General features: G+C 62.2%; 23 protein-coding genes and 1 pseudogene. 19 read left to right on the plus strand and 5 right to left on the minus strand.

Annotated features, from left to right (window positions below; genetic code table 11):
• The first annotated feature begins 16 nt into the window (after positions 1–16).
• The 6 genes from HS968_RS23550 (at position 17) to ggt (ending at position 5,397) form a co-directional block, all read left to right on the plus strand.
• A complete protein-coding gene (locus tag HS968_RS23550; RefSeq protein ID WP_182368911.1) occupies positions 17–562 on the plus strand; it encodes a twin-arginine translocation pathway signal protein in 546 nt (181 codons plus the stop codon).
• Between the two features lie 124 nt (positions 563–686).
• Positions 687–2,279 carry a GMC family oxidoreductase gene (locus HS968_RS23555; protein WP_182368913.1) on the plus strand — a complete coding sequence of 531 codons (1,593 nt, stop codon included), beginning with the start codon at positions 687–689 and terminating at the stop codon, positions 2,277–2,279.
• Between the two features lies 1 nt (position 2,280).
• Complete coding sequence (locus HS968_RS23560; RefSeq protein ID WP_182368914.1) at positions 2,281–2,652, plus strand: phosphopantetheine adenylyltransferase; 372 nt, start codon at positions 2,281–2,283, stop codon at positions 2,650–2,652.
• 77 nt (positions 2,653–2,729) lie between these two features.
• Positions 2,730–3,212 carry a pantetheine-phosphate adenylyltransferase gene (coaD, locus tag HS968_RS23565; protein ID WP_119694194.1) on the plus strand — a complete coding sequence of 161 codons (483 nt, stop codon included), beginning with the start codon at positions 2,730–2,732 and terminating at the stop codon, positions 3,210–3,212.
• A 158-nt stretch (positions 3,213–3,370) separates the two neighbouring features.
• Entirely contained in the window at positions 3,371–3,622 is a 252-nt protein-coding gene (locus tag HS968_RS23570; protein WP_182368915.1) for a YfhL family 4Fe-4S dicluster ferredoxin, read from the plus strand.
• A 116-nt stretch (positions 3,623–3,738) separates the two neighbouring features.
• Positions 3,739–5,397, plus strand: a complete 1,659-nt coding sequence (gene ggt, locus HS968_RS23575) for a gamma-glutamyltransferase (protein WP_182368916.1) — start codon at positions 3,739–3,741, stop codon at positions 5,395–5,397.
• Between the two features lie 201 nt (positions 5,398–5,598).
• On the opposite strand, the gene HS968_RS23580 is transcribed toward ggt, so the two are convergent.
• From HS968_RS23580 to HS968_RS23600, 5 genes are all read right to left on the minus strand, one after another.
• Complete coding sequence (locus HS968_RS23580; RefSeq protein WP_182368918.1) at positions 5,599–7,434, minus strand: Na/Pi cotransporter family protein; 1,836 nt, start codon at positions 7,432–7,434, stop codon at positions 5,599–5,601.
• A gap of 98 nt (positions 7,435–7,532) precedes the next feature.
• Positions 7,533–7,880 (minus strand): multidrug transporter, encoded by a 348-nt coding sequence (locus tag HS968_RS23585; protein WP_182368919.1) that lies wholly within the window; start codon positions 7,878–7,880, stop codon positions 7,533–7,535.
• Positions 7,881–7,958: 78 nt separating this feature from the next.
• Positions 7,959–8,537: a lysophospholipid acyltransferase family protein gene (locus HS968_RS23590; RefSeq protein ID WP_182368920.1), complete on the minus strand. Its 579-nt coding sequence runs from the start codon at positions 8,535–8,537 to the stop codon at positions 7,959–7,961.
• 89 nt (positions 8,538–8,626) lie between these two features.
• Positions 8,627–9,439, minus strand: a complete 813-nt coding sequence (gene mutM, locus HS968_RS23595) for a bifunctional DNA-formamidopyrimidine glycosylase/DNA-(apurinic or apyrimidinic site) lyase (RefSeq protein WP_182368921.1) — start codon at positions 9,437–9,439, stop codon at positions 8,627–8,629.
• 77 nt (positions 9,440–9,516) lie between these two features.
• Positions 9,517–10,329, minus strand: coding sequence for an HDOD domain-containing protein (locus HS968_RS23600; RefSeq protein ID WP_170965238.1), 813 nt, complete (start codon positions 10,327–10,329; stop codon positions 9,517–9,519).
• 246 nt (positions 10,330–10,575) lie between these two features.
• Here HS968_RS23600 and HS968_RS23605 point away from each other — a divergent pair, with 246 nt between their 5' ends.
• The 13 genes and pseudogenes from HS968_RS23605 (at position 10,576) to HS968_RS23665 (ending at position 25,056) form a co-directional block, all read left to right on the plus strand.
• Positions 10,576–11,772, plus strand: coding sequence for a class I SAM-dependent rRNA methyltransferase (locus HS968_RS23605; protein ID WP_182368922.1), 1,197 nt, complete (start codon positions 10,576–10,578; stop codon positions 11,770–11,772).
• A 404-nt stretch (positions 11,773–12,176) separates the two neighbouring features.
• On the plus strand, positions 12,177–13,295 hold the full coding sequence (locus tag HS968_RS23610) for an ABC transporter ATP-binding protein (RefSeq protein ID WP_179622862.1): 1,119 nt from the start codon (positions 12,177–12,179) through the stop codon (positions 13,293–13,295).
• Positions 13,296–13,317: 22 nt separating this feature from the next.
• On the plus strand, positions 13,318–14,391 hold the full coding sequence (locus HS968_RS23615) for an ABC transporter substrate-binding protein (RefSeq protein WP_119694185.1): 1,074 nt from the start codon (positions 13,318–13,320) through the stop codon (positions 14,389–14,391).
• Positions 14,392–14,566: 175 nt separating this feature from the next.
• Positions 14,567–15,802 (plus strand): ABC transporter permease, encoded by a 1,236-nt coding sequence (locus HS968_RS23620; protein ID WP_182368924.1) that lies wholly within the window; start codon positions 14,567–14,569, stop codon positions 15,800–15,802.
• A 7-nt stretch (positions 15,803–15,809) separates the two neighbouring features.
• Entirely contained in the window at positions 15,810–16,664 is an 855-nt protein-coding gene (locus tag HS968_RS23625) for an ABC transporter permease (RefSeq protein ID WP_182368925.1), read from the plus strand.
• Positions 16,665–17,184: 520 nt separating this feature from the next.
• The gene (locus HS968_RS23630; RefSeq protein WP_182368926.1) at positions 17,185–17,916 is read left to right on the plus strand and encodes a sensor histidine kinase; all 732 of its coding nucleotides are present in this window, start codon (positions 17,185–17,187) and stop codon (positions 17,914–17,916) included.
• A 9-nt stretch (positions 17,917–17,925) separates the two neighbouring features.
• Entirely contained in the window at positions 17,926–18,564 is a 639-nt protein-coding gene (locus tag HS968_RS23635; RefSeq protein ID WP_106738416.1) for a response regulator, read from the plus strand.
• Positions 18,565–19,280: 716 nt separating this feature from the next.
• A pseudogene (locus tag HS968_RS26845) lies at positions 19,281–19,898 on the plus strand (methyl-accepting chemotaxis protein); the annotation flags it as partial.
• Between the two features lie 8 nt (positions 19,899–19,906).
• Positions 19,907–20,275: a response regulator gene (locus tag HS968_RS23645; protein WP_119694179.1), complete on the plus strand. Its 369-nt coding sequence runs from the start codon at positions 19,907–19,909 to the stop codon at positions 20,273–20,275.
• 10 nt (positions 20,276–20,285) lie between these two features.
• Positions 20,286–20,606 (plus strand): STAS domain-containing protein, encoded by a 321-nt coding sequence (locus tag HS968_RS23650; RefSeq protein ID WP_106738413.1) that lies wholly within the window; start codon positions 20,286–20,288, stop codon positions 20,604–20,606.
• A gap of 6 nt (positions 20,607–20,612) precedes the next feature.
• Positions 20,613–22,802 carry a chemotaxis protein CheA gene (locus HS968_RS23655; RefSeq protein ID WP_182368929.1) on the plus strand — a complete coding sequence of 730 codons (2,190 nt, stop codon included), beginning with the start codon at positions 20,613–20,615 and terminating at the stop codon, positions 22,800–22,802.
• 24 nt (positions 22,803–22,826) lie between these two features.
• Positions 22,827–23,396: a chemotaxis protein CheW gene (locus HS968_RS23660; RefSeq protein ID WP_182368930.1), complete on the plus strand. Its 570-nt coding sequence runs from the start codon at positions 22,827–22,829 to the stop codon at positions 23,394–23,396.
• Positions 23,397–23,412: 16 nt separating this feature from the next.
• Positions 23,413–25,056, plus strand: a complete 1,644-nt coding sequence (locus tag HS968_RS23665) for a methyl-accepting chemotaxis protein (RefSeq protein WP_182368931.1) — start codon at positions 23,413–23,415, stop codon at positions 25,054–25,056.
• Position 25,057: the final 1 nt, after the last annotated feature.

Below are 25,057 nucleotides of genomic sequence, written 5' to 3' on the forward strand. Positions count from 1 at the left end.
CCTGGTGATAACAACAATGAACGACACCACTCTTCCAACGCCGCAACTGTCGCGGCGCAACCTGCTCAAGGTCGGCCTGATGGGCACGGCGCTTCTCGGCACTGCCGGGTTGACCGCAACCCTCAGCGGCTGCTCCGCCAGCACACCGGCCAGCGGCTACCTGATCCTGCGCAGCAGCGACCTGCCCTTTCTGCGCGCGCTGATCCCGGTGATGCTCAATGGCGCCGTCAGCGCCGAGCAGATGCCGCAGGCCATCGACGGCACACTGAAGAGCCTCGACACCAGCCTGGCGCACCTGTCGCCGGAGATGCTGAAGCTCACCGTGCAACTGTTCGACGTGCTGGCCCTGCCCATCACCCGTGGCCCGCTGACCGGGGTCTGGGGCAGTTGGGACAACGCCAGCGGCGATGACGTGCGGCAGTTCCTCACCCGCTGGCAGAACAGCAGCCTGAGCCTGCTACGCATGGGCCACGCCTCGCTGCTGCAGCTGGTGATGATGGCCTGGTACAGCCGCCAGGAGGCCTGGGCGCATTGCGGCTACCCCGGCCCACCCACGGTCTGAAGACCTGTCGCGGATTCCGTAGGGTGCGCCGTGCGCACCACAAAACGGGGTTGAGCCTCGGTGCGTGCGGCGCACCCTACCCGCTCCGTCTCGCTCGCAGTGAATGACAAGAAGAGAGCCTGAAATGCCTGTACCCGATCTGTTCAAGCAAGGCCTGGCCAAGGGTTGGAAGACATACGACGGTTCACGCCTGGAAAACGACCTGACACTGGAAGCCGACGTCGCCATCGTCGGCAGCGGTGCCGGCGGTGGCACCACGGCAGAAATCCTCAGCGCCGCCGGCTACAAGGTGCTGCTGATCGAGGAAGGCCCGCTGAAGACCAGCGACGACTTCAAGATGCAGGAGTCCGAGGCCTACCCGAATCTCTATCAGGAAGGCATCGGCCGCATGAGCAAGGACGGCGCCATCACCATCCTGCAGGGCCGTGCCGTGGGGGGCACCACGCTGATCAACTGGACCAGCAGCTTCCGCACGCCGCCACAAACCCTGGCACATTGGGCCGAGGCCCATGGTGTGAAAGGCCATGATGTCGAGTCCATGGCGCCCTGGTTCGAGAAAATGGAGCAGCGCCTGGGCGTCGCCCCCTGGATGGTGCCGCCGAATGCCAACAACGAGGTGATCCGCACTGGCTGCGACAAACTCGGCTACCACTGGTCTGTCATCCCACGCAACGTGCGCGGCTGCTGGAACCTCGGCTACTGCGGCATGGGCTGCCCGACCAACGCCAAGCAATCGATGCTGGTCACCACCATCCCCGCGACCCTGGAGGCTGGCGGCGAGCTGCTTTACCTGGCGCGCGCCGACAAGCTGGTGATCGAAGGCGACAAGGTGGTCGGCATCGACTGCCTGGGCATGGACGAACGCTGCGTAGCACCCAACGGCAAGCGCATTCGCGTCAAGGCGCGGCATTACGTGCTGGCCGGCGGCGGTATCAATACCCCCGGTATCCTGCTGCGCTCCGAAGTGCCCGATCCGCACAAGCGGATCGGCCGACGCACCTATCTGCACCTGGTGAATTTCTCCGCTGCGCAGTTCGAGCAGGTGATCAATCCCTTCTACGGCGCACCGCAATCGCTCTACTCCGACCATTTCCAGTGGGACGACGGCACCACCGGGCGGCTCTCCTACAAACTGGAAGTGCCGCCGCTGCAGCCGGCGCTGACCGCCACCCTGCTCGGTGATTTCGGCCGTGAGAACGCTCTGCGCATGGAGCAACTGCCGCACACCAACGTGATGCTCGCGCTGCTACGCGACGGTTTCCACCCCGACTGCGCCGAAGGCCGCGTGGAACTGCGCGGTGACGGCAGTCCGGTGCTCGACTACCAGATGACCGATTACACCTGGGACGGCGTGCGCCGCGCCTTCCTGACCATGGCCGAAATCCAGTTCGCCGCCGGGGCCAAGGCAGTGATGCCAACCCACGCCGATGCGCGCTTCGTCAGCACCTGGGGCGAAGCCCGAGAGATGATCGAGAACCTCGATCTGGCGCTGTACCGCACACGCCTGGGCAGTGCCCACGTGATGGGCGGCTGCGCCATGGGCGAAGACCCGCAACAGGCGGTGGTCGACAGCCTGGGCCGCCATCATCAGCTCGGCAACCTGTCGATCCACGATGGCTCGCTGTTCCCCACCAGCATCGGCGCTAATCCGCAGTTGTCGATCTACGGGCTGACCTCGAAACTGGCCACCTTGCTGGCCGAGCGCCTGAGAAGCTGAGATGAGCAAGCTGATCGCGTTTCTGTTGCTGGTGGCAGGCATCATCCATCTGCTGCCAGTGGCCGGTGTGCTCGGTGGCGAACGCCTCAATGCGCTTTACGGCATTGCCCTGGATGAGCCTAACCTGCAGATACTCATGCGCCATCGTGCGGTACTGTTCGGCCTGCTCGGCGCCCTGCTGGTGGCGGCAGCGTTCATCCCGACCTTGCGCAGCCTCGCACTGTTCGGCGGGCTGGTCAGCGTGCTCGCCTTTCTTCTGCTGGCATGGGGCGCACCGGTCTACAACGAGGCTTTGCGCCGAGTGGTGATCGCCGACTGGATCGCCCTCGCCTGCCTTTTGCCTGCACTCGTGCTGCACCTGCGCAGCAACTGAGCTTTCGTCACGCTTGGCCGCAAGGGAAACGCTGCGCTACCATCCGCGACTCTTGCCGCCTCGAACAGGACGAAGCGATGAATCGAGTGTTGTACCCGGGTACCTTCGACCCCATCACCAAAGGCCATGGCGATCTGGTCGAGCGCGCCTCGCGGCTGTTCGATCACGTCATCATCGCCGTCGCCGCCAGCCCCAAGAAGAACCCGCTGTTCCCGCTGGAACAACGCGTCGAGCTGGCCCGTGAGGTGACCAAGCATCTGCCCAACGTCGAAGTGGTGGGGTTTGCCACTCTGCTCGCGCACTTCGTCAAGGAACAGAACGCCAACGTGTTCCTGCGCGGCCTGCGTGCCGTATCGGACTTCGAGTACGAATTCCAGCTGGCCAATATGAACCGCCAGTTGGCGCCGGACGTCGAGAGCCTGTTCCTTACCCCGTCGGAGAAGTACTCCTTCATCTCCTCGACCCTAGTGCGCGAAATCGCGGCGCTGGGTGGTGATATCTCCAAATTCGTTCACCCGGCCGTGGCCGACGCCCTGAACGAGCGCTTCCGCAAGAGCTGAAGCCAAGACACCGTAGGGTGCGCCATGCGCACCTGATGGCCGCAGCGGTGTCACGGTGCACGGCAAGGCCGCATGGCGCCCCTGCTGGTAATCCGGCACAATCCGCAGCATCGTTGTCCGCAAAGTGTCGAAGCCAGCGCTTCGACAGGAGTTGTTCCATGTCCCTGATCATCACCGACGATTGCATCAACTGCGACGTCTGCGAACCCGAGTGCCCCAACGGCGCCATTTCTCAGGGTGAGGAGATCTACGTGATCGACCCCAACCTGTGCACCGAATGCGTCGGTCACTACGATGAGCCGCAGTGCCAGCAGGTCTGCCCCGTTGACTGCATTCCGCTCGACGAGAACAACGTCGAGAGCAAGGATCAACTGCTGCAGAAGTACCGCCTGATCACCGGCAAGGCCTGATCACATCTCCTGTGCGGAGGGCCAGCGGCCTTCCGCCCGCGCGTTGCCCGTTCTGCCCCTCGCCAGAGCAAGGCTGTTAAGCTTCCAGCTTCCTTCAGCCGCCCTTGGTAGATCGCATGTTGCGCAAACTCCTGCTATCGACCCTGCTGCTCAGTGCCAGCCTGCTGGCCCAGGCAGCGCCGCACCAGGCAGCCATTGCCACCGCTCACCCTGCCGCCACCGCTGCGGCGCAGCAGATGCTGGACGCTGGCGGCAACGCCTTCGATGCAGCCGTCGCGGCCAGCGCTGCCTTGGCAGTGGTCGAGCCCTATGGTTCAGGCCTCGGCGGAGGCGGCTTCTTTCTGCTGCGCAGCGCTGGCGAAACACCCGGCTATGATTTTCTCGACGCACGCGAGCGCGCCCCATTGGAGGCCAAGCCGGATCTCTACGTGCGCGACGGCAAGGTGCAGCGCGAACTGTCGCTCAACGGCGCACTGGCTGCAGCGATTCCTGGCCTGCCAGCGGCACTGGTCGAACTGGCTGAACACCATGGTCGCTTGCCACTGAAGACCAGCCTGGCTCCGGCGATTCGCCTGGCCAATGAAGGTTTCGCTGTCGATCGCGTCTACCGCGAGCGCGCCGCCTGGCGCCTGGCTGCCCTGCGTGATGACGTGGAAAGCGCGAAGCTGTTCCTCGACCAGAATGAAATTCCCGCTGAAGGCTATCTGCTGCGCCAGACGGATCTGGCCACCACCCTGCAAGCCTTGGCAGAACATGGCCGTGAAGGTTTCTACACCGGCCCGGTGGCCGAACGCCTGGTCACCGGGGTGCGTCATGCAGGTGGCATCTGGACACTGGATGACCTTCATGAATACCGCATCGCCCGCCGCGAACCACTGCGTTTTGCACTCGAAGACGGCCGCGAGCTGATCAGCGCACCGCCCCCTTCGGCAGGCGGCGTGGCCCTGGCACAGAGCCTGGCGATGCTCGAACAATTGCCCTGGCGCGACGCCGAACCGGTTCAGCGCGTGCATTACGTGGTCGAAGCCCTACGCCGCGCCTACCGCGATCGAGGCCTGCTGGGCGACCCGGACTTCATCAAGAACCCACTGGAACAACTGCTCTCGCCGGGACATCTGGCGGTACTCGCCGGCAGCATCGACCCCGAGCAGGCCACCCCCAGCTCCAGCCTGCCTCCGGCTGGCACTTGGCACGAAGGCGACCACACCACCCACTTCGCCGTGCTCGATGCAGAGGGCAATGCGGTCGCTGCCACGCTGTCGATCAACCTGCCGTTCGGCGCTGCCTTCACCGTGCCCGGCACCGGCGTGCTGCTCAACGACGAGATGGACGATTTCGCCGCTGACGTGCAAGGCGCCAACACCTACGGCCTGGCCGGCAGCCAGGCCAATGTCATTGCTGGCGGCAAACGCCCGCTGTCCTCCATGAGCCCGAGCTTCATCGAGAGCAGCGACGAATTCGCCGCCTTCGGTACCCCTGGGGGCAGCCGCATTCCCAGCATGGTGCTGCTGTCGATGCTCGAATACCTGGACGATCAGCCCATCGAGCGCTGGCCGGCAGTGGCCCGTTACCACCATCAGTTCCTGCCGGACGTGATCGAGCACGAACCGGATACCTTCAGCGACGAGCAGGTCGCCGAACTGCAGAAGCGCGGCTACGAGCTCAAGCGCCTGGATCGGCAGTATGGCAATCAGCAGGTGCTGTTCTGGGACAAGGTCAGCGGCGAGGTAAAGGCCGCCAGCGATCCACGGGGTATCGGCACGGCAACCCCGTAGCCCGGATTGCATCCGGGTTAGCGACGCGTGGTAATCCATAGCAAGTAGCGTACTTGCGAAGATGTACGCCCAGATCACAGTTGGCGGAGTGTTCGCTGACGCTCCTGACTCCGCCCTACTGACTGACGCTCCGAAGTGTTGCTACGAGGGCGGCGCTCCGTTCGCGAAGCAGGACGCCAGCATTCCCCGGACTGCATCGGGCTACGAAAGCTGAATCAGACTCTCCTGCTCATCGCCCAGACGGCGCAGCTCACGGAACAGCGCCTGCTCGTCACCGAGCATCAACACGTTGCGCAGGCTCTGGAAGATGCGGCTGACGTAGCCCAGGTCATTCATCAGCGAGCTGGTCTGCAGGCCGTCCAGCCGGCCGTTGCGCACCTCGGCGAACAGCCGCTGACGGAACTGCGCATCGAAGTTCGCTGCCTGTTCATCGAGCCAGCGCAAGCGCGACTGCCAAGCCTCCTCGGGCAGGTCGGCCCGCGCCAGCTCGCGCACCTCATGCAGGCTGAAAAGCAGGTGCCGGCGCAGTTCGACATAGGCATCGCGCGCGCCGGAGGGCGGCGCATCGAGGTAATGGCCGAGATTCTTCTGCAGATGCTTGGCGTCCTTAACCGCATCCACCAACTGCAGCGCCGCCAGCTGGCAACTGACCCAGAATTGCTGGTGCGCCTCGTCCATGGGCAGCTCCATGCGTCCCATGAAGCTCAGCAGGTCGGCATATACCCCCTTGATATGAAACTGATACAGGTGCTCGGCATCGAAGCCGCCCTGCGTCGGTTTGGCCTGTAGCAGTTGCTCGTCGGCGCGTGCCCGCGCCAGTTGATCCACCGGCAGGTAGAGCGCATGGCAGATCACCTCCAGGCTCAGGCGCCCGAGGTGCCCCAGCTCCTGCACTACGGCCACGGATGCCGACTCCACCGAATCCAGCGCACGCTCATTGAGGTAACGTGCGCGAGTACGCTCCGGCTCGCTGACCGCCGCCGGCGCCAGCTCGGTGATCAGCACCTGCGGTTCGCTGCGCTCGGGCAGCCAGCGGATCAGGTACTGCGCCAGACGCCCCTGCAGGGGCCAGAACAGCATCACGCCCATGGCGTTGAACAGGGTATGGAACATCGCCAGCTGGATCAGGCTGTTCTCACCGAGCCCCAGCGGTTCGGCCAGCGCGTGCACCAGCCAGGTCAGCGGCCCGAGCAGGACGAATGCCAGTACACCGGTGACCACGTTGAACAGGACATGCGCCAGGGCAAGGCGCTGACCGCTGCGGTTGCCGCCCAGCGAGCCGACAAAACCAGTGGTCACGCTGCTGCCGATATTCGAACCGATGGCGATGGCCAGGCTCTGGCTCAATTCCAGCTGACCACCGGCCAGTGCGGCGAGGGTCAGCATCAACGTGGCATGACTGGATTGCAGCACCACGGTGATGCCCATGCCGATCGCGGTGAACAGCAACGCGCCACGCAGTCCACCTTCCTGGTAGCCGGTCATGTCCAGGCCATCGCCGAAGCTGGCGAAGCCTTCCTTGATCTGGTCGATACCCAGGAAGATGAAGGCGATCCCCAGAACGATACGCCCGGCCGCCTTGCTCTTGGCGCCGAAGAAGCCGGCCAGCACGCCGAACACCAGCAACGGCAGTGCCAGCGGACTCAGGCTGAGATTCTGCCCGGCCAGTGCCAGCAACCAGATACCGCTGGTGGCCCCCAGATTGGCGCCGAACAGAATGGCGATACCACCGGCCAGCTGGATCAATCCGGTACTGATGAAGGCGATGGTCAGCAGCGACACCAGCGTGCTGGACTGCAGCAGCAGTGTGCCGCCGACGCCGAACAGCAGGCTCTTGAACGGCGTCGAGGTGCTGCTCCCGAGTATCTGCTCCAGCTTGCTGCCGGCCAGCTGGCGCAGCCCTTCCTCCAGGCATTGCATACCGAACAGGAAGATCGCCAGGCCGGCGCACAGCTGCAGCCAGCCCTGGCTGAACCAGAACGAGGCGACCAGCCCCGATACCACCAGCAACAGCATCACCCAGCGCAGGTACTTCATTACCACCGTTTAATCCTTTTAGCGGTGCGCAGACAAAAACGACCCTGGCTCATCACTGAGCCAGGGTCTGAAGACTATCTGTAACAGCGAACTAACGACTACTGACGATTGTTGTAACCCGTCTGGGTACAGCCCAGGCAACGTACGAAAGCAGCCTTGCCCGGATCGACAACCAGCGCCTTGCCGGTAGCGCCAATACCGCCGCCCGTAGCGGTGAATGGCAGGGAAACCACGAACAGCCCAGCACCGATGACCGTGGCGCCGATCAGCAGAGGACGCGCAATCAGCAGGTCACCGATCATCGCAAAGGCAGGCGGCGCCTCGACCGTATAGAGCGGGTCGCCACTGGCGTTCTGCGGAGCATCTGGATATTGCGCATGAACCGGCAATGCGCAAATGCCGGTGGTCAGCGCCAGGACAGCAGCGGTAGTGCGAAAGGGTTTCATGGTGCGATCCTTCAGCTTGTTCTGGATAAAGTGCCAGTAACTATAACAGCGCATTGGTAATTGTCAGCGTGACGGACATCAATCGCCATGAAAGGCGTATTCCGGCTTTTTCGGCACATAAGGGCGAAAGAACGCCAGCATGGCCGCCAGATCGGCTTTCTCGTCCCCCGTCGGCTGAAAGGTCGGGCCGATCAACACGCGACGGTGCTGGTAGTCCAGCGCCCCGAGCACGATGGGCACCCCAGCGCCCAGCGCGATATGGTAGAAGCCCATTTTCCAGCGCTCGACCTTCTTGCGCGTGCCCTCTGGCGAGAGCACCAGAATGAACTCGTCGTGCTCGCGAAAGGCCTGCACCGCCTGCTCCACGGTATTGCCCTGACGATCACGACGGATCGCAATACCGCCCCAGGCACGCATCAGCCCACCGAACGGCCACTGGAAGATGCTGTGCTTGCCGAACCAGCGGGCATTCAGGCGCAGCACGAACTTCACCGCGATGAAGATCACGAAGTCCCAATTGGACGTGTGGTGAGCGCCGATGGCGACGAACTTGTCGAGCTTGGGCAACTCGCCCTCGATACGCCAGCCCATGAGTTTCAGAACGCTACGCCCCAGCCATTCGGCAGCCGGATTGCGCGGTAAGTAGTTACCGGACATCTAACACCTTCGTTTTTATTGTTATCACGTAGGGCGGGTGCAACCCGCCAAAGGCGCACAGGCGGGTTACACCCGCCCTACACGGAGCCTCAACGCTGGCACTTGGGACAGTAGACACTGGCGCGCTGGCCCAGCTTGACCTCACGCAGCGTGCTGCCACACACCTTGCAGAATTCGCCGCCACGCCCATAGGCAAACAGTTCCTGCTGGAAGTAGCCGGGCTGGCCATCGCCGCCAACGAAGTCGCGCAGCGTGGTACCACCGCGCTCGATGGCATGGGCGAGGATGCGTTTGATTTCCTCGGCCAGGCGCAGGTAACGCGCACGCGAGAGCGAGCCAGCCTCGCGGCGTGGATCGATGCCGGCGGCGAACAAGGCCTCGGTAGCGTAGATATTGCCCACGCCGACCACCACAGCGTTGTCCATGATGAACGGCTTGACCGCCATGCTGCGCCCACGCGACATCTGGAACAGACGCTCACCGTCGAACAGCCCGCCCAGCGGCTCAGGCCCGAGCTTGCTGAGCAATACGTGAGTCAGCGGGTCTTCGCTCCACAGCAGCGCACCGAAACGACGCGGATCGGTGTAACGCAGCGCCAACCCCGACTCCAACTCGATATCCACGTGTTCGTGCTTGGCCGCCGCCAGTCCGCACTCGACCAGGCGCAAACTGCCGGACATGCCCAGGTGGCTGATCAAACTGCCGACCTCGGCCTTGATCAGCAGGTACTTGGCACGCCGCTCGACGCACTCGATCCGTTGGCCGGACAGACGCACGTCCAGATCCTCAGGGATCGGCCAGCGCAAACGGCGCTCGCGCACGATCACGCGGCTGACACGCTGACCTTCGAGGTAAGGCGCGATACCGCGGCGAGTGGTTTCGACTTCAGGTAATTCAGGCATGACGGCACTACTGGTGTGAAACGGCGGGCAACCTTAGCAGGCAGGATAGGACTAACGGTAGATACCCAGCACAACCATCAGTCCGCGCCAAGATCACGGATGCTCTCGCGCAGGTTCTCGAAGTCATATTCGGACAAGCCGACGTAGTCCAGCACCAGAGATTCGATGCTCTCCCACTCATGATCCTCGCTCTGGTTGCCCAGCACCTGATAACTGCGGCAGATATGCTCGGCCATCTTCAGGATGGCCAGAAGGTTCTTCAATTGCGCATCGCGGCCATTGTCATCGCTGAAGATAGCCAAAGCGTTGTGGTGATTGGCGATCGCCTCACACAGGTGCATCGGCAGATTCCACGACTTGGCGGTGAAATAGCCGACCACAGCGTGGTTGGTATTGAGCAGGCGGTTCTCGGTATCGACCACGCGCCGCTCACGGCTGGCGCTGGCGTAGGACTCCTCGAGCACGTCCATGTAGTTGGGGAAGCGCTTGAGCATCAGCGGGATGCCGCAATTGTGGAACAACCCCAACGTGTAGGCCTCGTCCATCGACTCGCAGCCGATGCGCTTGGCCAGCGTCAGGCAGGTCATGGCCACGTCCTGGGCGGTGTCCCAGAAGCGGTTCAGGGTGACGATGGTCTCGTCACTCATTTCCCCGCGGATCGACAAGGCGTTGACCATGTTGATCACCGAGTTGCTGCCCAGCAGGTTGACCGCACGCTGGATCGAGCTGACCTTGTTGACCAGGCCGAAGTACGGCGAATTGACGATCTTCAACAGCGCCCCGGACAGTCCTGGATCCTGGCTGATCAGGCGCGAGATAGCCTTGAGATCGGGATTGGGCATGACCTGCTCGAACTGCAGATCGACCATGATCTGCGGCTGCGGCGGCACACTGATGCCCTGCAGAAACTTCTGGATCTGCTCGGCGGAAAGTTCTTTGTCCATGGGCGCGGAAGGGAAAGGTGATAGAGCGCACAGTCTACCCTGCGCGCGATGGGTTTTGCCCACCCCTGCGACGGGAAATCTGCATGTAATGAATCATTCGAGCAGACCGATGGCGAGGCACTTTCCATCGCCTCGCAAGCAGCCACCGAGCAGCTCGTTTAGAATGCGCGTTTTTGCCCGACGGAGCCCACCATGTCCCTGCCCAGCCTGCGCCTGAAAGCCAATGCCGACCGACGCCTGCGCGCCGGCCACCTGTGGGTGTACAGCAACGAAATCGACGTTGCCGCCACACCGCTGCACAGCTTCGAGGCTGGCGACCAGGCGATCCTCGAAGCCGCCGGTGGCAAGCCGCTGGGTATCGTCGCCATGAGCCCGAACAACCTGATCTGCGCCCGCTTGCTGTCGCGCGACGTCAAGCACGTGCTGGACAAGTCGCTGCTGGTGCATCGCCTCAACGTCGCCCTGAGCCTGCGCGAGCGGCTGTTCGACCAGCCCTGCTACCGCCTGGTGTACGGCGATTCCGACCTGCTGCCGGGCCTGGTGATCGACCGTTTCTTCGATATTTTGGTCGTGCAATTGGCCTCGGCGACCATGGAGCGTCACAAGGACGACGTGCTGGCCGCGCTGATCCAGGTGCTCAAGCCCAGCGGCATCCTGCTCAAGAACGACTCCGCAGCCCGCGACGCCGAGGGGCTGGAGCGCTACGTCGATACCGCCTTCGGTGTGGTACCGGAGTGGGTGGCGCTGGAAGAGAACGGCGTGAAGTTCGAAGCCCCGGTGATCGAAGGCCAGAAGACCGGCTGGTTCTATGACCACCGCATGAACCGCGCGCGCCTGGCGCCCTACGTCAAAGGCAAGCGCGTGCTCGACCTGTTCAGCTACATCGGCGGCTGGGGCGTACAGGCCGCGGCGTTCGGCGCCAGCGAAGTGTTCTGCGTGGATGCCTCGGCCTTCGCCCTTGACGGCGTGGAGCGCAATGCCACGCTCAACGGCTTCGCCGAGAAAGTCACCTGCGTGGAAGGCGACGTGTTCGCCGCCCTGCGCGAACTGAAATCCGCCGAAGAACGCTTCGATGTGGTGATCGCCGACCCACCCGCCTTCATCAAGCGCAAGAAGGACATCAAGAACGGCGAAGCGGCCTACCGCCGCCTCAACGAAACCGCCATGCGCCTGCTCAACAAGGACGGCATCCTGGTCAGCGCCAGCTGCTCCATGCACCTGGAAGAAGACAACCTGCAGAACATCCTGCTGACCAGCGCGCGTCACCTGGATCGCAACATCCAGCTGCTCGAACGCGGCGCCCAGGGCCCGGATCACCCGGTGCACCCAGCCATCAATGAGACCCGCTATATCAAGAGCCTCACCGTTCGCCTGCTGCCCAACAGCTAAACGTAGGGTGCGCCATGCGCACCAGGGGGCAACCACTCGCCGCAATGTCGAGGATGCCCTCGATAATCGGTGCGCACAGCGCACCCTACGTGACACGCGCCGAAACAGGGACGTTCTCCAGCCCGTGCACCTGCCATGTGCGTGTCGACCGGTGCCCCATCCCTTCCCGCACTGTTACCTCTCCCCACACCCGCCTCGCATCCCGACCAAGCTGGACTAGGCTTGAACCTACGTAGCAGAGCGCTATCAGCCGATTCACTGATCGGCTGGCTTGCTTATTGCTTTTAGCTATCAGCATAACGATCCCCCCACACGAAAGGGGTGAATCGACTCAGGAGTTGGAGCCCTGGCCACGAGCTGGCTCCATATTTGCGGCATGTCTTGGATAAATGCCGGGGAGGATTATGACTGCGCAAGCTGGGAACGACGCGTTCCTGCGATTCACCAACGTAAAGAAGACCTACGATCACAAGACCCTGGTGGTCAAGGACTTCAACCTCAACGTGGCCAAGGGCGAGTTCATCACCCTGCTCGGCCCCTCCGGTTCCGGCAAGACCACCTGTCTGATGATGCTCGCCGGATTCGAAGACGTGACCAGCGGCGAAATCCTGATCAACGGCCGCAACGTCACCAGCATCGCCCCCTACGCTCGCAACATCGGCATGGTCTTCCAGCAGTACGCCCTGTTCCCACACATGACCATCCGCGAGAACCTCGCCTACCCCCTGAAGATTCGCAAACTGCCCAAGGACGAGATTCGCGCCAAGGTCGAGCAGTACCTCGCCCTGGTCGAATTACAGGCCTTCGGTGGCCGCTACCCGGGTCAGCTCTCCGGCGGCCAGCGCCAGCGTGTGGCCCTGGCGCGCGCACTGATCTTCGCCCCTGACATCGTACTGATGGACGAGCCGCTCGGTGCGCTGGACAAGAAGCTGCGCGAGCAGATGCAGTTCGAGATCAAGCGCCTGCACGAGCAACTCGGCTTCACCGTGATCTACGTGACCCACGATCAGACCGAAGCGCTGACCATGAGCGACCGCATCGCCGTGTTCAACAATGGTGTGGTGCAGCAATGCGCGCCGCCCCATGTGCTCTACGAGCGACCGGCCAACATGTTCGTCGCCGACTTCATCGGCGAAAGCAACAAGTTACCCGGCGTGATCGAAAGCGTCGGCGAGGAGCGCGTCGAAGTGCGCCTGCAGGATGGTGGCCTGGTCAGTACGCTGAAAGCCAACTGCACGGAAATCGGCCAAGCCACCACCGTCTCGGTGCGCCCGGAAAAACTCAACTTCACCGACCGCCTGGGCGGCGCGGGCAATCAGGTCAAGGCCCGCTTCGTCACCCGCCACTACGTCGGCGAATACATCCGCTACCACTTCGAAACCGCCAGCGGCAGCGAGCTGGTGGTGAAGAACCTGAACGACAGTTCAGCCCCGCAACTCAGCACTCAGGAAGAGGTCGCCCTGGCCTGGCTGCCGGAAGACAGCCAGGCCCTGGATCGATCGGAAGTCCCCACCCATAACTAGTAGAAGCAAATGGAGCACAGCAATGGCTAGATCACTGACTACCAGCGTTTCCACCTTCGCCCTGGTGGCGGCACTGGGACTGGCAACGGGCAGCGCCACCGCCCAGGACAGCCTTACCGTGGTTTCCTGGGGCGGCTCCTACGGCGCCGCGCAGAAGAAACACGTCATCGATCCCTATCAGAAAGATACCGGGGTCAAGGTACTGTTCGAGGACTACTCGGGTGGCGTTGCCGAAATCAAGGCCCAGGTCGAATCCGGCAACATCCAGTGGGATGTGGTCGACTTCGAAGTGATCGACCTCGAGCGCGCCTGCTCCGAAGGCCTGCTGGAAACCCTCGACCACAGCGTGCTGCCGCCAGGCATCGACGGCACCCCGGCTGCGCAGGATTTCATTCCCGAAGCGCTGGCCAGTGAGTGCGCTGTGGGCAACATCGTCTGGTCGGTGGTGTTCGCCTTCAACGACAACACCATCGGCGGCACCAAGGCCACCAGCATTGGCGACTTCTTCGACACCGCCAAGATTCCGGGCAAGCGCGCCATGCGCAAGCGCCCGCAGGTGAACATGGAATGGGCGCTGATGGCCGACGGCGTAGCGCCTGAAGAAGTCTACGAAGTGCTCGCCACCCCGGAAGGCCAGCAACGCGCCTTCGACAAACTGGCCAGCATCAAGAAGGACATCGTCTGGTTCGATTCCTGGTCGCAGGCTCCGCAGTTGCTCAACGACGGCGGTGCAGTGCTGGTGCAATCGGCCAACGGCCGCTTCTACGACGCCATCGTGCAGGAGAAGAAGCCGTTCGAAATCGTCTGGGACGGCCACGTCTACGACCTCGATGCCTGGGCCATCGTCAAAGGCTCGAAGAAGAAAGACCTGGCCATGGAGTTCATCAAGTACGCCACCGGCTCCAAGCCGCTGGCCGGCATGCCGGACGTGGCCTATGGCCCGACTCGCAAGTCGTCCATGCCGCTGGCTGACCAGAACGCCACGCCGCACCTGCCGACCGCTCACCTGGACAAAGGCATCCAGGCCGGCTCCGAGTTCTGGGCCGACTACGGCGAGTCGCTGGGCGAGAAATTCAATGAGTGGCTGTTGAAGTAAAAACCATCAGCTCCCCTCTCCCACTTGTGGGAGAGGGGTTGGGGGAGAGGGTATCGGCCTTACCAGATACCTTTGATTGCGCTCGGCGGGTTACGCCGCGCCCAGCAATCGCATCACCTATCTGGTCAGGCGCCATGCGCGGCTAACCCGCCCTACACAGGATCGGAGAAACAGTTTGTCATCCCTGACCACCAGCGAAGCCGGCCAAGCCGCCAGCGCCCGTCGCAAGAAACGCCTCACCGCCTTTCTCTTCGTGGTACCGCTGCTGCTGTTCATAATCGTCACCTTCGTCGCCCCGATCGGCACCATGCTATGGCGCAGCGTGTATCACCCGACCGTGGCCGAACTGATTCCGCAGACCCTGGCCGAACTCGAACGCTGGGAAGATCACAAGCAGCTTCCGGACGAGCAGACCCTGCAAGTCTTCGTCAGCGAACTGCATGCACTCAACGAGCAGCGTCTCTCCGGCAAACTGTCCGAGGAGTTCAATCGCGCCTATACGGGCATGTCCAGCGTGGTCAAATCCACTGCACGGCGCATCGGCCGGCTGGATGCACAAGCGCTGCAGACCCAGGGCGTGCAGACCCTGCTCGACGCCCACCGCAACTGGAGCAAACCCGAGCTGTGGTACGCCATCGAGCGCTCCGGCAAGGTCTACACCTACGACTACTACCTGACGGCCCTGGATCTGGAATTGCACCCCGACGATGGCATCCAGGTGCGCCAGGACACACAGATCTACCTGCAGCTGTATTCCAAGACCCTGAACATGGCGCTGGTCATCACCCTGCTCTGCGCCCTGCTCGGCTACCCGCTGGCCTACTACCTCGCCGGCCTGCCCTCGAACCGCGCCAACCTGCTGCTGGTGCTGGTGCTGCTGCCGTTCTGGACATCCCTGCTGGTGCGCACCACCTCATGGATCGCCCTGCTGCAGACCAATGGCGTGATCAACTCCTTCCTCATGGGCATCGGCGTGATCAGCCAGCCCTTCGAGATGCTCTACACCTCGTTCGCCACCGTGGTGGCGATGACGCATATCCTGCTGCCGTTCATGATCCTGCCGCTGTACAGCGTGATGCGCGGTATCGACCCCAGCTACATGCGCGCAGCGCTCAGCCTCGGCGACAAACCGATCCCGGCGTTCGTCCGCATCTACTTCCCGATGACCTTGCCAGGCCTCAGCGCCGGTGCGTTGCTGGTGTTCATCATCTCGGTGGGCTACTACATCACCCCAGCACTGGTCGGCGGTACCGATGGGCAGATGATCAGCAACATCATCGCCTTCCACATGCAGCGCTCGAACAACTGGGAGCTGGCCGCCGCGCTGGGCTCGCTGCTGTTGGGGCTGATCCTGCTGCTGTACTGGGTGTACGACCGTTTCGTCGGCGCCAGCAATATCAAGTTGGGATGAGACGGCTATGAAAATCCCCGCCTACTACGGTTTCTGGCACCACCTCGGCAACTGGCTGCTCAAGGCCAGCTCCTGGCTGGTCTTGCTGTTCCTGATCCTGCCGATCCTGGTGATCGTGCCGCTGTCGTTCAATGCCGAGCCGTTCTTCAGCTTCACCGAAGGCATGCTGAAGCTCGACCCGGAGGCCTACTCGCTGCGCTGGTACCGGGAGATCCTCAACGATCCGAAGTGGATACTGGCGATCAACAACAGCTTCTTCATCGGCATCCTTTCCACCATCCTGGCCACGATTCTGGGCACCTGCGCCGCCGTAGGCCTGGCCCGCGACGAGATGCCGTTTCGCCGCTTCATCACCGCCTTGCTGCTGTCGCCGATGATCGTGCCGCTGATCATCACCGCCGCCGGCATGTTCTTCTTCTACTCCAACCTGGGCCTGGCCGGCGGTTACCTGGGCGTGATCCTGGCGCACGCGGCGCTGGGCACGCCGTTCGTCATCATCACCGTCACCGCCACCCTCACCGGTTTCGACTACAGCCTGGCGCGCGCGGCGCTGAACCTCGGCGCCACGCCGATTCGCGTGTTCTTCGACGTGATCATGCCGCTGATTCGCCCCGGGGTGATTTCCGGCGCGCTGTTCGCCTTCATCACCTCGTTTGATGAAGTAGTGGTGATCCTGTTCATGGCCGGCCCGCAGCAGCGCACCATCCCACGGCAGATGTTCTCGGGCCTGCGCGAGCAGATCAACCCGAGCATCCTCGCCATCGCCACCCTGCTTATCCTGGTATCCATCGCCCTGCTGGTGACCATCGAGCTGCTGCGCCGCCGTGCAGAACGCATGCGTGGCATCGAGATTCCGCAGTGAACCAGGCCGCCTGAACGCCCTCTCTGCTGTCGCCCTGACTCATGCCACAGGGCGACACAACGCTATCGGTAACGCCAACATCCCAGCGTGAGGCTAATTTCCCGCTGTCCTCACGAGCTGCACGGGCGATATGCTAGATCCTTAACCATGCAGAGCTCGTACCATGATCACTCCTTCGCATGAAGGTATCAGCCATCTGGTGGCCGATGCCCTTGCCCCGCCTAGACACATCCTCAGACCGCTAGAAGCTCGTTTACGGGAACAGATGCAGTTAAAACGTTAACTGCGCCTGACTTTCTCTGAACGGCACCGGTCTTCATCCAGGTGACTGGAAGCAGAAACAGGCACGTGCCAAGTCAGGAGCCTGTCTCACACGAGTGAAGACTCACACTTTCGGTCACGTCTATCGACGTTGGGCATCCTTCCTTCCCTGCAGCTCGCACACGACGAAGAATCCCCAGCATCCGTGCCAGCCCTGCGGTGGATTGCCCTCCCCGCGCAGAGAAGAGATAGAGCTAACGTGAACATAACAACGACGCTCTCCCGCTACGACCTCCCTCCTCGCAAACAGAAAACCTCAGACACCGACAGCATCTGCCCTCGTTGCCACTCGAAACAGACCCGGCTGTGTGCCCTTGCCCGCGTTCAGGAGCGCAAGCGCATCGCCCGCGAGCTGCACGACGAACTGGGACAGCAGTTGACTGCCCTGCAACAGGGGCTGGGCGTATTGCGCATCCACCTGGGCCAGGATCGTCCGGACATGCAGGGTCATATCGAGCGTCTGACCAGCATCACCCACAGCGCCATCGATGTGATCCGTGAAATCCACAACGGCCCACCGATCAAGCAACTGCAGCACAACCTGAGCAGTACGCTCGAAGGTCTGATCGAGGAGTTCAGGCAATTGTCGGAGATCGACTGCCGCTTCAACCAGCCCAAGCAGAACGTCGAACTGGAGCCCAGTCGCGCAGCGCACCTCTATCGCATCGTGCAGGAGTCGCTAACCAATATTCTTCGCCACGCCAATGCCAGCCGAGCCGAAGTGAGCCTGGAACGTCGCGAGAATGATTATGTCCTTGAGATATTCGATGACGGCCAGGGCTTCACCCTCAGCGACATCCTGCCCGATTCCACCGGGATTTCAGGCATGCGTGAGCGTGGCAAACAACTCGGCGGCCCCGTGATCATCTTCAGCCACCCCGGCCAGGGCACCATCGTCCAGGCCATATTCCCTGTAAAAATCAATACATAAGGAATGCCTATGATCAATCTGATGATCGTCGACGATCACACGATCATGCGCGAGGGCCTGAAACGGCTATTCGAACTGGACAAGGACATCCACATCGCCGAAGAGGCGGCCAACGGTCTACAGGCGCTGGAGCGTCTGAGAGCGACGCACGTAGACCTCCTCCTTCTCGATATCAGCATGCCGGGCCTGAGTGGCGAAGCGCTCATATCGCGGGTCATCCATCAACACCCGCACCTGCCCATTCTGGTACTCAGCATGCACTGCGACCCGCATGTCGCCATCCGTGTGTTGCGCTCGGGGGCCACCGGCTACCTGACCAAGACGCAATCGCCGGAGACACTGATCGCCGCAGTGAAGAAGGTCAGCACTGGCGCGCGCTACATCGATCCGGATCTGCTCGAACAGATCGCGCTGAACAGCCTCAAGCCCAATCCGCCGAGCGGCCTGGACAGCCTGACCAACCGAGAGTTCCAGATCATGCGACTACTGGCAGATGGCCTGAGCGTCAATCAGATCGCCGAGCAGTTGATGATCAGCAACAAGACCGTCAGCACGCATAAGATAAATCTGATGGAGAAGATGGGCTTTTCCAGCAATGCCGACCTGATCAAATTCGCCAGCAAACTCAGCACATCCGAACCAGGCTGAGGATTTCCCTAGCATCAACTGGGATAAATTCACGCATAAATACAGCATATCCCGATGCCCCCTGCCAAAGGGCCTCATGCATGCTCCGACTGTCGACGGAACGATAACCGGCACCCTGCAGGAACTTCCCCTTCTAGCCTGGCACCTGTTCCGCGATCACCTGACCCCAGCAGTCGCGGAGCCAAGAAGTGCGCGATCAGAACCTCCCCCTGGTTATCCCATCGCTAACGCTGCTGGCCGGCATCGTGGCTGTTGTTCTGGTCGGCATTGGCTGGCTGGGTACCATCCCCGCGTTGCTTGGTCTGCTGCTGGTTGGCGGCTTACTCCTCCTCCAGCAGCTAAGGCACAGCACAGCGCCGCAACCCGTCGCCGCCCAGAGCGCTGACGAGCAACACCCGCAGCGAGATGTAGAGGAGCTATGCGAGCAGACGTTGCCGCTGTGGTCGCAACAGATTCATTCCGCACGCAGCCATACCGAAGAAGCCATCAGCGCCCTGAGCGAGCGCTTCGCCAACCTTTCCGTGCGTATCCAGCAAAGCCTGGGCAACGGCCCCGAGCGTGAGGCCGGCAACCGCCTGGTCGCACTGCTGTCCACCAGCCAGCACGAGCTGGACATGATCATCATGGCATTGCGCGAGGCACTGGCCAGCAAGGAATCCCTGCTCAAGGAAGTGACGGAACTATCGAACTTCACCGACCAGTTGCAGGAGATGGCGCAGGACGTCGCCGATATCGCCAAGCAGACCAATCTGCTGGCGCTCAACGCCGCTATCGAGGCCGCACGTGCAGGCGAAAGCGGTAGAGGCTTTGCCGTGGTCGCCGACGAGGTGCGCAAGCTGTCCACCATGTCCGGCAGCACCGGCCAGCGCATCGGCGAAACCGTGACCATCGTCAACACGGCGATCCACAAGACCCTGGACATCTCCCGCGAATACGCCAAGACCGACGCCATCACCCTGAACAACGCCAGTGACGTGATCAAGGGCGTGATCACCCGCTTCCATCACAGCGCCAGCGGCATCGTCAGCCACAACGAAGCGATGCGCAGTCAGAGCGAAATCGTCGCTCAGGACATCGCCGAAGTGTTGGTAGCGCTGCAATTCCAGGATCGCATCAGCCAGATGCTCGGGCATGTGAGCAGCGACATCGACAAGCTCTTCGACCACATCCACGCCAGCAACGAACAACGCCGGCTCGGCCATCAACCTGCGCCCCTGGACATCCCGCGCTGGCTGGATGAACTGGCCCAGACCTACACCATGCCCGAGCAGCATGACATCCACCGGGGCGAAGCACCCGGCAAGCGTAACGATTCCGAAATCACTTTCTTCTGAGGTTCCCCATGGGCAAGACCGTACTCATCGTCGACGATTCCGCCTCCATCCGGCAGGTCGTCAGCATCACGCTCAAGGGCGCTGGCTACGACGTGATCGAAGGCTGCGACGGCAAGGACGCACTGGGTAAGCTGGACGGGCGCAAGGTGCACCTGATCATCAGCGACGTGAACATGCCGAACATGGACGGCATCACCTTCCTCAAGAACGTCAAGCAACTACCCGCCTACAAGTTCACTCCGGTGATCATGCTCACCACCGAAGCCGGTGAAGCGAAGAAGGAAGAAGGTCGCGCAGCCGGTGCCAAGGCCTGGGTGGTCAAACCTTTCCAGCCAGCGCAGATGCTCACCGCCGTCTCCAAGCTGATCCTGCCTTGAGGCCAACGCCATGACAGAAGCGTCGGGCGAGAACCTGTATCGCATCCTCCCACTGGAAGGCGGGCTGACCATCTACAGCGTCAGCGAACACATGGGGCTGCTGCTGCGGGCCCTGGCGCCTGGCGCTGAAGTCGAACTGGATCTCTCGGCCCTCGACGAACTCGACTGTGCAGGTCTCCAGCTGCTGGTGCTGACCAAGCAGGAAGCCAGCCGTCAGGGCTGCCAGCTGCGTCTTAGCCACCACAGCCCGGCTGTGATCGAGGCGTTCGAACTCAGCGGGCTCGCCTCCTTCTTCGGCGATCCCATTCTGATCAAACCCAGCGACGAGTGACGCAGTATGGATATGGACGAAGTACTCAAGATCTTCATCGCTGAAAGCCGAGAACTGCTCGAACTGATGGAGGAAGCACTGCTCCTACTGGAAAGTGCCCCCGAAGACGCCGACACCATCAATGCGATCTTTCGTGCCGCCCACACGATCAAGGGCTCGGCCGGACTGTTCGGCCTCGACCTCATCGTCGACTTCACCCATATCGCCGAAAGCGTCCTCGACCGCATCCGCAACGGTGAACTGCACTTCGATGAAACCCTCACCGCGCTGTTCCTGCAGGTTGGCGATCACCTCGGCAAACTCATCACCCACCTTGACGAAGGCCATGATCTCGAACAACTGGACGCCGAGAGCCTGGAGCAGAACCGTCTGCTCGGGGAGCGCCTGAGCGCCTACATGGCGCCACCCAGAAATCCCGGCGGACTGCCTGCCAACCATGAACGGATCGAGCGCAGTACCCAGGACGGGCTCAGCGCCGATCACTGGCACCTGTCGCTGCGCTTCGGCCCCGATACCCTGCGCAATGGCATGGATCCGCTGTCCTTGCTGCGCTACCTCAATACCTTTGGCCGCATCGTCAATATCGTTCCGCTGCTCGACCGCGTGCCGCCAGCGGCTGAGATGGATCCCGAAACTTGCTACCTCAGCTTTGAGGTCGCCTTCGCCAGTGACGCCGACAAGGCCACCATCGAGGGCGCCTTCGAGTTCGTCCGCGAAGACAGCCTGATCCGCATCCTGCCTCCGCACAGCAAGTCCAACGAATACCTCGAACTGATCCGTGCCCTTCCTGAAGAAGATATGCGCCTGGGCGAAATCCTCATGCGCTGCGGCACCCTCACGGCCGCAGAGCTTCAGGATGTACTGCACGCCCAGGTTCAAGGACAGCAAGAAGCCGAAACCCGCCCCATCGGCCAGGTGTTGATGGAAGAGAGCCTGGTACAACCACCGGTGATCGCAGCGGCGCTGCAAAAGCAGCAGCAGGTCAAGGAAAGTCGCAACAACGAGAACAACCTGATCCGCGTTGATGCCGGCAAGCTCGACCAACTGATCAACCTGGTCGGCGAACTGATCATCGCTGGCGCCGGCGCACGCATGACAGCCCAACAATGTGGCAATGCCGAAATGCTGGAGTCCACCGAACAACTTTCGCGCCTCGTGGAAGAAGTGCGCGACTCGGCATTGACCCTGCGCATGGTGCAGATCGGCGCCACCTTCAACCGCTTCCAGCGTGTGGTGCGCGACGTTTCACGCGAGATCGGCAAGGACATCACCCTGTCCATCAGCGGTGGCGAAACCGAGCTGGACAAGACCGTGGTCGAGCGCATCACCGACCCGCTGACTCACCTGGTGCGCAACGCCATGGATCATGGCATCGAACCCTTGGCAGTGCGCCAGGCACGAGGCAAGCCCGCGCAAGGCAACGTGCGCCTGAACGCCTACCACGACGCAGGCAGCATCGTGCTGGAAGTGACGGACGACGGTGGTGGTCTTGACCCTCAGCGGATCCTCGCCAAGGCCCGCGAGCGCGGGCTGATCAGCGACGGGCAGGTGCTGACCGAAAAGGAAACGTTCAACCTTATCTTCGAACCAGGCTTCTCCACCGCCGACCAGGTCAGCAATCTCTCGGGGCGCGGCGTCGGTATGGATGTGGTCAAGCGCAACATTTCCGCCCTGCGCGGCAACATCGAGCTGGACAGCCGCCTGGGTGAAGGTACCTGCGTACGCATCCGCCTGCCGCTGACCCTGGCCATCATCGACGGTTTCCTGGTCGGTGTAGGCCCGGCGGGTTACGTGATCCCGCTGGATCTGGTCGAGGAATGCATCGAACTCGAGCCTGGCGCATGCCATGACCGCGGCCACATCTCGCTACGTGGCGAGGTATTGCCATTCATCCGCATGCGCGAGCTGTTCGATGAGGAAGGCCAACCACCAAGGCGCGAAAACGTGGTCGTCGTCAGCTACGCCGGCCAGCGTGCCGGATTGGTCGTCGATCACCTGATGGGCGAATTCCAGACCGTGATCAAGCCGCTGGGCAAGCTGTTTGGCACCTGCCGGGGCATTGGTGGTTTCACCATCCTGGGCAGTGGCGCCGTCGCGCTGATCCTCGACATACCCAGCCTCTTGACCGACCTCGCACACCCGACTGCCCACGCTGCACCCGCTGCACCCGCTGCACCCGCTGCCATCGAAGCCTGAATCCAACGACAGAGCCCTAACACCATGAGTCTTCCCAGCAGCCCAGCCAGCCTCGAGCAACATCCGCTGGTGAGCAGTACATCTGCGCAAGAGCAGAGCCTGCCGCAGCAGTACCTGACGTTCGAGCTCAACGAACGCCGCTACGCGCTGGATGGTCTGTGCGTGCGCGAAATCATCGAGTACCCGCAACTGACACGTGTGCCCATGGCTGCCACCTGCATCCATGGCGTCATCAACCTGCGCGGGGCCGTGGTACCAGTGATCGACCTGAGCCTGCGCTTCGGCCAGGGCGCGAGCCGTATAGACAAACGCACCTGCATCATCATCGTCGAGGTCACGGACGACGAGGACGCCCACGTACTGGGCATCATCGTCGACGCCGTCAGCGAAGTCCTCGAAGTGGCCGCCAGCCAAGTGCGGCCAGCCCCGACCTTCGGCAACCCCGTTCGCGCCGACTTCATCCACGGCATGGTTCGCCAGGGTGACGAATTCATCGTTTTGCTGACCATCGAAAACACCCTGGCGGTTGCCGAAATCGCGGCTTCCGGCAGCACCACGCACGCACGACAAGCGCTTGAGCGCCCGGCTAGGTAATACGGAGAGAGTAACCATGTTCAAGAATATGAGAGTGGCGACCAAGCTTGGCCTGGGCTTTGGCTCGGTCGTGGCCCTGCTGGTGCTGGCGACGGTGCTCGGGGTCATGCGCATGAGCGCGATCAATGCGGCCAACGACTTCATCGTATCTGATCGCTATCCCAAGATCGTTCAGTCCAACACCATCAAGGAGGAGACCCTCAACCAGGCCCGACTGGTGCGAGATCTGATCATTCGTGATGATCCGGCAGCCGATGCAAAGAACATGGAAGGCATCACCGTCAGCCGTGAGCGTCGGGCCAGCGCTTTCGAAGAGCTGCAGAAAACCGTGAATACGCCGCAAGGGCGCGATCTGCTGGCACGCATCAATGCTGCTCGCATGCTGGTAGGCCAGCGCTATGAAGAGCTGTTCACCTTCGTTGACGACTCCGAACGTGCTCTGGCCTATCTCTACGATCAGGTGGTTCCTGCCAACAACGAGTTGCTGGCGTCTGCCCAGGCCATGGTGGACTTCCAGAGTGGTCTGATGGACAAGAGCGCAGAGGAAGCAACGGCGCTCTATGAAGAGTCGCGCATGCAACTGATGATCATCGGTGGCGCTGCCGTGCTGATCTCCATTCTGCTCGCCTGGCTGATTACCCACAGCCTGCTGCGCCAACTCGGTGGTGAGCCGGGCTACGCGGCTGAAGTGGTAACCCGCATCGCCGAGGGCGACCTCCGGGTGGAGGTCGCTACCCGCAACGGCGATACCACCAGCATGCTCGCCGCCATCAAGAGCATGTCGCAGCGCCTGGCCCAGATCATCACCGAAGTGCGTAGTTCTGCCGACTCGCTGACCAGCGCCTCCGAGGAGATTTCCGCCACGGCTCAGAGCATGAGTCAGGCCGCTTCCGAACAGGCGGCCTCGGTCGAGGAAACCAGCGCTTCGATGGAGCAGATGTCGGCGTCCATCGCGCAGAATACCGAGAATGCGCGCATCACCGACGGCATGGCCAGCAAGGCCAGCGGCGAAGCCGGCGAAGGTGGCCAGGCGGTCAAGGAAACCGTACGCGCCATGAAAACCATCGCTGACAAGATCGGTATCGTCGACGACATCGCCTACCAGACCAACCTGCTCGCACTCAACGCCGCCATCGAAGCTGCGCGTGCCGGCGAGCACGGCAAAGGCTTCGCCGTGGTAGCTGCCGAAGTTCGCAAGCTGGCCGAGCGCAGCCAGGTGGCCGCCCAGGAAATCGGCGAGGTGGCCAAGTCCAGCGTACAACTGGCCGAACGCGCCGGCACCCTGCTTGACGAGATCGTGCCGTCCATCGCCAAGACCTCCGATCTGGTGCAGGAAATCTCTGCGGCCTCCGAGGAGCAGAGCTCCGGCGTCGGCCAGATCAGCACGGCGATGAACCAACTCAATGAAATCACCCAGCAGAACGCCTCTTCCTCCGAGGAGCTTGCGGCCACTGCAGAGGAAATGAGCGGCCAGGCAGAGCAACTGCAACAGCTGATGGACTTCTTCAAGCTCAACAGCATGGCCACTGGGCGCAGCCAGCAACGCCACGTTCAACAGCCACGCCCGAGCCACTCATCGCGGGCACAAACCATCGACGATGACGCCGCGATGCCAATGGCAGGCGGTCTTCCGGCCGGTTACGTGCGCTTCCAGGAGTAGC

It is taken from the genome of Pseudomonas berkeleyensis, from assembly GCF_014109765.1.
Classification (GTDB): Bacteria; Pseudomonadota; Gammaproteobacteria; order Pseudomonadales; family Pseudomonadaceae; genus Aquipseudomonas; species Aquipseudomonas berkeleyensis.